Raw genomic sequence first — 7,839 nt, forward strand, 5'->3', positions numbered from 1 at the left:
TTTCTATTTAGTATACTATTTTTTATATAAAAAAGTATTTATTTAAAAGGATGGTATTATATGTATTTTGTTTTTTTACTTTCCTTTGCTATCTTTCTATTTTTTCTGCAGTTTTATTCCTATCTCGAGTGTAAAAATGCAGTAACCCATTTCGCGGATCAATTCGTTTCAATGACCTTTCTCAAGCTGAAAACTTTTCTTGGCGTAAACCTGAGAAGCTATTTTCCGTTCCCAGCCGGATTCGGCCAAACTCCGGCCATCGTCATGTTTGCTTCCCCTTCCTGCGACATCTGCCATTTCGAACTGGAAAATATTCTTGCGCAGAAACGAAAAGCAGACTTTTCGTTTCCGATTCTTTGTATTGTGGAACGGGAGGATCGCAACTATGATAACTTCATTCAGGAATTCGGCAATCAACTCCCTCTGATCCCTGCCGATAAGGAAACTCTGGTAGAATTACAAATCTCAAGTTTTCCCAGCCTTTTTATCATAGACTCTAACGGCGTTATTCGTTATCCTGGTCATTTTTTCAAAGAAATATTAAGCGTACTGCAGGATAGGCGGAAAATGGCGAGATACCGTATCCAGTAAATAAGTGGAAGGTGCAGGTTGACGATGGCAAAAGCAATTGGAAATCTAATCCGGTTTGTTTGGACATATGGGAAGGGCTTGCTTGTTCTGACCTTCACATTAACGGTTTTATTAGGGATTATGCCGGTCACCATGCTTTGGCTGTCCAAGGAAACCATCAATGAAGTAGCCCGCTTAATTCAGCATCCCTCAACAGATTATTCCACAATCCTTTTACTGCTGCTGCTTCAATTTATGGTCACCATGCTGACATCCATTTTCATGAATATCCAAGAATATTTGAACGGAAAGCTCACCAATGTGTTGGAGCACGCAGCGCAATCATCCGTTCTTCAAAAGGTGATCTCCGCGCCGCTTTTCTATTTCGATCTCCCTGAGTTTTACAACCATCTGGAGAGGGTAAACGACGGCCCGGGCCACCGTCTGCTCTCTCCGCTCCGTCAAGCTTTTGAAATCGGCAGAATTTTTATAACGATTTCCGGCTATCTGGTATTTTTGCTCACCGTTCATTGGAGTTTGGTTCTTCTAAGCTTGTTAGCCGCTATCCCCATGTTTTTAATTCAAATGAAGTATGGAAAGAGGAACTTTTGGCTAAAGCTTGGCCTAACCCCTCTAATCCGCGACATGGAATATACCCGTTCTCTGTTAAAGGATCGGCATTCCGTCAAAGAAATCCGTTTATTTGGCCTTGGTCCCTACTTGCTAAACAGGTGGTCGGAAGCTTTCTCCCATCAATTTACGGAGATTTTAACAATATTGCGAAAGCAGCAGCGGGCGGAAATCGGGATGGACGGGCTTACTGCCTTATTCTACTCCGGAGCCGCTATGATCATGATTTGGCTGATTCAGACTACCCCCATACAAATCGGCCAATTTGTAGCCATTGGACAAGCGGTACAGGGAACCCAAGGACTGACCAACCAGCTATCGACTTTGCTGGCAAAGGTCTTTGAGGAGATGCTTTATGCGAATGACTTTTTCCGTTTCCTCGATTACAAACATCCCGAGTCGGAGAACCAAACGAAAGGAACCGAGCCATTCCCGGCGCCTTTACAGAAAGGGATTACGCTCGAAAATGTCACTTTTTCCTATGTGGATACAACGACCTCCGCATTGCAAAATATTCAGCTCCATATCAAGCCAGGGGAAAAAATCGCGATTGTGGGAGAGAACGGCTCTGGCAAGTCAACCCTGGTGAAATGTTTGATGGGATTGTATCCACTGGAAAAAGGAGACATTCGATTCGACGACGTCAGTATCCGTCAATTGGCTCAGGACCAATTGCACAAACATATGACGGTCATTTTTCAAGATTTTTTAAAATATGCGTACACCCTGCGTGATAATATCGGATTCGGGGATATTACCCGTTTGGAGGATATCGATGCGATGAAAGAAGTGGCGGCAACGACGGGAGTCGCCGAAATCGCGCAAAATTTAAGAGAAGGCTACGCAACCTTCCTCGGCCGTTTTTTGCAGGAAGGGGAAGACCTCTCCGGAGGCCAATGGCAAAAAATCGCCTTGGCTCGCGCCTTGTTCCGCCAGGGCACCATCATTATATTGGACGAGCCGACAGCGGCGCTTGATCCGTTAACGGAATTGGAAGTATATAAACTGGTCCGGGACTTAACGGAAAGCAAAACGACGATATTTATATCTCATCGCATGGCCGCCGCCAGAATGGCGGACCGGATCATCGTTATGGAGAACGGCAGGATTGCAGAATCCGGAACCCATGATGAACTTATGGCATCGAACGGTATGTATGCACGGATGTATGAATCCCAAGCTCAATGGTATGCGTAAGCGTTAGAAAGCTGGTGATGTTGATGGAAGCGTTGTCCGTAATTTGCCGAATTTTTTTAGCGATCGTATTTATCAGTTCCGGGGTTTCGTCCCTTCGTTATTGGCATGCTCATATTGGAATTATTAAAGATTACAGGCTTGTGCCTGAACCATGGGTTCGGTGGTTTGCCATACTTGAACATACCATAAAATGGCTGACCGGTATTTCTCTTCTTCTCGGAATATACAGCTCCCTTGCCGCATTAATCGGAAGCGGTCTGCTTCTGATGTACAGTATCGCCCTTGCGATTAACCTGCTCCGTGGCAGAAAAGAACTTTCATGCGGATGCGGGGGGCTTGCGGGAAACCATTCGATATCATGGAAGCTCGTTTGGCGAAATCTCTTTTTAATGGCTATGTGTCTATGTGTCTATCGCGTAACGGCTTCGTACGGGAGTTTATTGTCAGTCATCGGCGGAGAAAGCCTATCGCGCATATACGGCACAGAGTATTGGATGATGGTTGTAACGGCGCTGTTATCGGCGCTGCTGTTTTCGATCTTTAACGAATTATTCGTCATCCGTAAGAAAATGCAAGAATTGTTAGCGAAGGAGCGTCAGCAATCAAGTTAAAAGGGGATAAAAAAATGGAAAATTTCATGTACTGGTCCATCATAGCCCTGTGGGTGTTCGTACTCCTGCAATTTATTGTTATTTTCATGCTGACCAAACTGGTCGCTCAGTTCTTAAACAAATTACAGATAAAAGAAACAAGCGATAGCAAGAGGGAACTTCAGGCAGGCGATAAAGCTCCCTTGTTTACATATCTTGGCGCAAATGGAGAAAGCATCGAGTTTCCAAGAAGAGATACCGTCCCTACGTTGGCTTTATTTACAGCGGAAGGATGTCCATTCTGCAAAAAAATACTTGTCGAACTCGCAGATATGCAGGAGCGGTATCCATTGATAAGGATCGTAGTTTTTACTACAGTTGATGAAAAAGAGCCGGATATACATGATAACCATACGGTTGAATACGCCCATACCAAGGATGCATTTACCATATATGAAATCAAGGAAGTGCCTGCTGCCGTACTGATCGACACCGAAGGAATGATCGCAGTCAAGGCTGCTCTCGCCAGCTATAAGCACCTGCGGAAGCTGGTAGACGAATATTTCTCCGGTGAAAAAAGCAAAGATTCAGCTATGCAACAGAAAGCGTTAGATATGGGCAACGTGTAAATGAGATTCTTTTCCAGAGCGGATTAGATCATCGCCTCCGTCGAGCATCAGGCCCTCTCTAGCGGTTCCTCCACGGGCCGCTTTTCTTTTTTGGCGACGGACAAGTACACTTTCAGCTCTTCTACCAGCTGCAGCAGCGCGGCGCGAACCTCAAATTCCTCCCGCGTGGCCGGCAGCGGCATGTATCGGAATTGCTGCTCCAGCTCGTTCAGCTTTTTCTCGCTCCGCCCCGTATAATAAGGTACCTTGACATCCTCCGTCAGCCCGTCGAACACCAGGGCCAACAGCTCGCCGTGCGGCAGCGTCTGGTAGATGCGGGCGACAAGTTGCACCATTCGCTGGATCGCGTCCAGCTGCCTTTCCCTCATGTAAAAGTAAACCGACCAGTTGGACCCGCCGGCGAACAAATTGTTCTCGTTCGCGCGCTGGGCGGCCTGAATCGCCTTGCAGATCGTATCGTCCGCCTCCAGCAACTCCGCGCCGCTCCATATGTACTCGTTGTCTCGCAGATGGTGCGAGAGTTCCAAAAATATTTGCGAGAAAAGCTGCTCCACCCTCTGCTTGTATTCCTGCAGCAGCTTGTCCTCTCTGGGCATATAGCCTATGTTGATCAGCGTCGCCGTGCCGAGCCCGACAAGGAGCAGGGCGATCTCGTTCAGCAGCAGCTCCGCGCTAACCTGGCCGGAGGCGAATACATGAAACATGACGACCGAGCCGGTAACAATGCCTTCCTTCAGCTTTAGCCGGCTCAAAATCGGGTACAGCACCAAAATAAATACGCCGATCACCCACACGTGAAAGCCAAGCGCCCAAAACAGCCCTGCGCCGAAAAACAAACCGACAATCGAGGCCGCAATGCGCTGAAACGACGTCTGAAGTCCCCTCTTTTTCGTTACGTCGACGCCCAACACCGCGAGCAGCCCGGCCGAGAGGGGGGACTGCAATCCGAGCGTCTGCGCAAAAAAAATAGATACGATAACCGCCAGTGCGGTTTTGATGACTCGAAATCCCATAGGCTGCGTTCCTCGCTTCGACAACTGGTCGTTGAATTCGTCTATACAATAATGTACCCACATCTTACCGTTTTTCGACAAAATCCTCAACGCGTGAAGCGCGTTTGTCGAGAATCTTTTATTTTTCAGGGAACCTTTTAACAATTGGACCGTCAGCTTGACGAAGGCTGGAAAGGACAAGGACTGGTAATAAAAGAAATTTCAGGAATCCCCTTGCCCTGTCGGACCATGGCCGACGCAGCCCAAAATCCCAAACGAAGAAAGGAACTGCTAACAAATGAAAACCGTAAAACAAAAACAGTCCCGTAAATTGCGCATGGCCGGAGTCCCTGTTGCCGCGGCGATGATTGCCCTTTCGATCACGGCCACAGGCTTCCTTCCTCCAGCGCACGTTTACGCACAATCCGGCGGACAAGCTTCTGCCGTCGATTCCGTCTTTAAACTGTCCAATTCCAAGGCTTTGCGCAAGGCTGCCAATAGCGGAATGGTAACCCCTGTCAATCAAAGCGTTACGAAGAACGGGGTGAAGATTACCGTTACGGAAGTCATGCTTGACGAAGCCCAGTTGGCCATAGGGGTCATGCAGCACGCACCCGATGGAAACAAAAAATTCATGACCGCCGATTTGGTTTTGAACGGAAAAGAGATTACCGAAAGTTTGAATATGCTTGAAAAGGAAATCGACGATCAAACCGCTTCGCAAACGTTCCAGTGGGCCAATCTTGGCCAGTTCCCGGATCAATCCAACGTTAAACTGAAGCTCAAGCTTATGGCCGACAGGAAGAATTGGCGCGAAAGTGCCCCTGAAGAAGTGGAATTCGATCTCAAGCTAACGAAATCCGCAGTCCAAAGCAAAACGATTACGCCCAACGCGACTAAAACGTTCGGCGATACGACCGTTACGGTCAAGCAAATCTTGATGTCGCCTCTTCAAACGGCGGTGCAGGTCGAGGTTAAACGTCCGTTGGACGAAAAATATCCCGAGTATAAATCCCCCTCGTTCGAACTAACCAATGAGCAAGGCGTCGCCGCCGAATATTACGGATATAATGGAGATCGAACAGGCATGAAAGGGCAAGAAGATGATGTGTACGTAAGAAATTACATCATGTTGTTCGCACCTTTCCAAACGCCGCCACAATCGCTCAAACTCGCGCCCGCCTATGTGACAGACAAAATCTCCGAAACCGAGGAAGATATCGTCAGACCGATGGTGAAAGTGCCGATGGACCGCAAGCCGACTGCCGAGAAGCCCATCGTACTGGAGGTGGGCGATTCGAAGCGTATCAAAATTAACGATGTGGAATATTTGAAGGATCGAACTCTGGTTCACTACCAAACCGAAGGCAAATATTTCAGCCCGTTGATCCTGGAAGACGAAAAGGGTGAAGCAATTTACTTAAACGACAGGGACAGCTTGAAAAAACAGGACTATTTCGGTCTAAAAGTGTACCCGTTCACCGGCTGGGAGCAAACGCTGGTCGATTCGGAAACCGATACGTATGTCGCTCAATTCCCTGCTCTGGATCCCGCCCGGAAGTTAACCTTTACGATGAGCGAGGAAAAACCGTTGAAGAAGTCCTATCTTCCGGAGCTGGATATAACCGTTCCGGTTGCGCCTTAATCTAACATCTCAGAGCGACGGAGGGCTTTCCGAAACTGGAACGGCCCTCCGTCTTCATTTATTTCCCCTTTACTCCCTGTCGCCTTCTTTTCTCCCCGTCAGCTTCCCTTCCAAATAGACAACGGCTTGATACATGAAGGTCGCAACCACGGCAATAAGAAGAACGCTGCCGATCACAAGCGTAAAATTGAACACCTGAAAGCCATAGATGATCAAATAGCCGAGCCCTTCCTTGGAAACGAGAAACTCGCCGACGATGACCCCGACCCAGGAGAGCCCCACGTTTACTTTAAGGGTGGATACGATGGTCGGATACGAGGCGGGCAAAATCACCTTACGGAAAACCGTGCTCCGGTTCCCCCCGAAAATCCGCACCACCTTGAGTAAATTCGGATCCACCTCGCGGAAACTATTATACACGACCAGAATTGTGATGATTACGGTGATCGAGAGCGTTGTCGCGATGATCGACAGCATGCCCGGGCCGAGCGCAACGATAAACAAAGGTCCGAGCGCTACCTTGGGAAGGCTGTTCAGGACGACGATATACGGATCGAGCACGCGGGAGAGAAACGGCGAATACCAGATGAGCGCAGCGATTGCGGTGCCGAGCAGCGTGCCGAGCACGAAGCCGATGATCGTCTCCCACACGGTAGTCCAGGTATGCACGAGCAGCGTACCGTCCGCCGTTTTCTCAACCAGCAGCCCCCAGACGCGTGTCGGAGAGCTGAAGAGAAGCCCGTCAATCCACTGCAATCGACTTGCCGCTTCCCAACCTGCGAAAAACAAGATCAGCAGCGCCAGTTGAGTTAGGCGAACAGATGTTGTCTGCTTGCGCTCGCTCCGGCGAAACTGCGCGTACACTTCCCCGGCCAAGCTTTCAGATCGTCCTTCCTTCGCCTCCTCAAATTTCCGCCGATCCATGACCTCCGCCTCCTTTCCCGTCCATCTGCTCGAACCACCCCCATAGCTGTCGGAACAATTCGTGAAAGCCCACAATCTCTCGGGCATGCAGCGGCTGGGCTTCCCGGATCGTCTCCGGCACAACGGCCTCGGTCAGTACGCGTCCGGGATTCGGCTGGAGCACCACAATCCGGTCGCTCATTGCAATCGCTTCGGTGATGTCATGGGTGACAAGCACAGCGGTCTTGCCGCGAGCCTTCAAGGTTGCTGAGATCAGATCCTCCAGTTGGAGCTTGGTCTGGTAATCCAGTGCCGAGAACGGTTCATCCAGGAGCAGGATGTCCGGTTCCGCCGCAAGCGTTCGCACCAGCGCGACCCGCTGGCGCATGCCCCCGGACAACTGGTGCGGATAACGGTCAGCATAGCCGCCAAGTCCCATTTCGTCCAGCAAATCCAGCACATATTGGCGGGAGGCGGCGTTCAAGCGCCCGAGCAATTCGAGACCGATTGAGGCGTTCTCGAAGATCGTCCGCCAAGGAAATAAATAATCCTGTTGGAGCATATATCCGACTCTCGGAATCGGTCTTTGAATCGGTTCGCCCAGCACCCGCCCGGTTCCTGAAGTCGGCGTCAGCAAGCCGCTGATTAGCGACAGCACGGGCGTCTTCCCCCAGCCGCTCGGG

General features: G+C 49.6%; 8 protein-coding genes. 5 read left to right on the top strand and 3 right to left on the bottom strand.

Going from position 1 to position 7,839, the window contains the following annotated elements; translation table 11 throughout:
- Positions 1–60: 60 nt before the first annotated feature.
- The 4 genes from QJ48_RS34635 to QJ48_RS34650 are packed head-to-tail and all read left to right on the top strand — an operon-like array spanning position 61 to position 3,616.
- A complete protein-coding gene (locus QJ48_RS34635) occupies positions 61–591 on the top strand; it encodes a hypothetical protein (RefSeq protein WP_054977792.1) in 531 nt (176 codons plus the stop codon).
- A 24-nt stretch (positions 592–615) separates the two neighbouring features.
- Positions 616–2,397: an ABC transporter ATP-binding protein gene (locus QJ48_RS34640; protein ID WP_054977793.1), complete on the top strand. Its 1,782-nt coding sequence runs from the start codon at positions 616–618 to the stop codon at positions 2,395–2,397.
- A gap of 23 nt (positions 2,398–2,420) precedes the next feature.
- Complete coding sequence (locus tag QJ48_RS34645; protein WP_054977798.1) at positions 2,421–3,008, top strand: MauE/DoxX family redox-associated membrane protein; 588 nt, start codon at positions 2,421–2,423, stop codon at positions 3,006–3,008.
- A 14-nt stretch (positions 3,009–3,022) separates the two neighbouring features.
- Positions 3,023–3,616: a thioredoxin fold domain-containing protein gene (locus tag QJ48_RS34650; RefSeq protein ID WP_054977794.1), complete on the top strand. Its 594-nt coding sequence runs from the start codon at positions 3,023–3,025 to the stop codon at positions 3,614–3,616.
- A gap of 47 nt (positions 3,617–3,663) precedes the next feature.
- Here the strand turns inward: QJ48_RS34650 and QJ48_RS34655 are convergent, their stop codons facing one another.
- Positions 3,664–4,629, bottom strand: coding sequence for an aromatic acid exporter family protein (locus tag QJ48_RS34655; RefSeq protein ID WP_054977799.1), 966 nt, complete (start codon positions 4,627–4,629; stop codon positions 3,664–3,666).
- Between the two features lie 277 nt (positions 4,630–4,906).
- Between QJ48_RS34655 and QJ48_RS34660 the strand changes: the two genes are divergently transcribed.
- Positions 4,907–6,253, top strand: coding sequence for a DUF4179 domain-containing protein (locus QJ48_RS34660; RefSeq protein WP_054977795.1), 1,347 nt, complete (start codon positions 4,907–4,909; stop codon positions 6,251–6,253).
- Between the two features lie 69 nt (positions 6,254–6,322).
- On the opposite strand, the gene QJ48_RS34665 is transcribed toward QJ48_RS34660, so the two are convergent.
- Complete coding sequence (locus QJ48_RS34665) at positions 6,323–7,177, bottom strand: ABC transporter permease (protein ID WP_054977796.1); 855 nt, start codon at positions 7,175–7,177, stop codon at positions 6,323–6,325.
- Positions 7,158–7,839 (bottom strand): ABC transporter ATP-binding protein (locus QJ48_RS34670; RefSeq protein WP_054977797.1); only part of this gene is annotated, 682 nt, incomplete at its 5' end. The genes QJ48_RS34665 and QJ48_RS34670, both read right to left, overlap by 20 nt.

Origin of the sequence: Paenibacillus sp. A3 (genome assembly GCF_001399685.1) — a bacterium.
In the GTDB taxonomy this organism is placed as follows: Bacteria; Bacillota; Bacilli; order Paenibacillales; family NBRC-103111; genus Paenibacillus_G.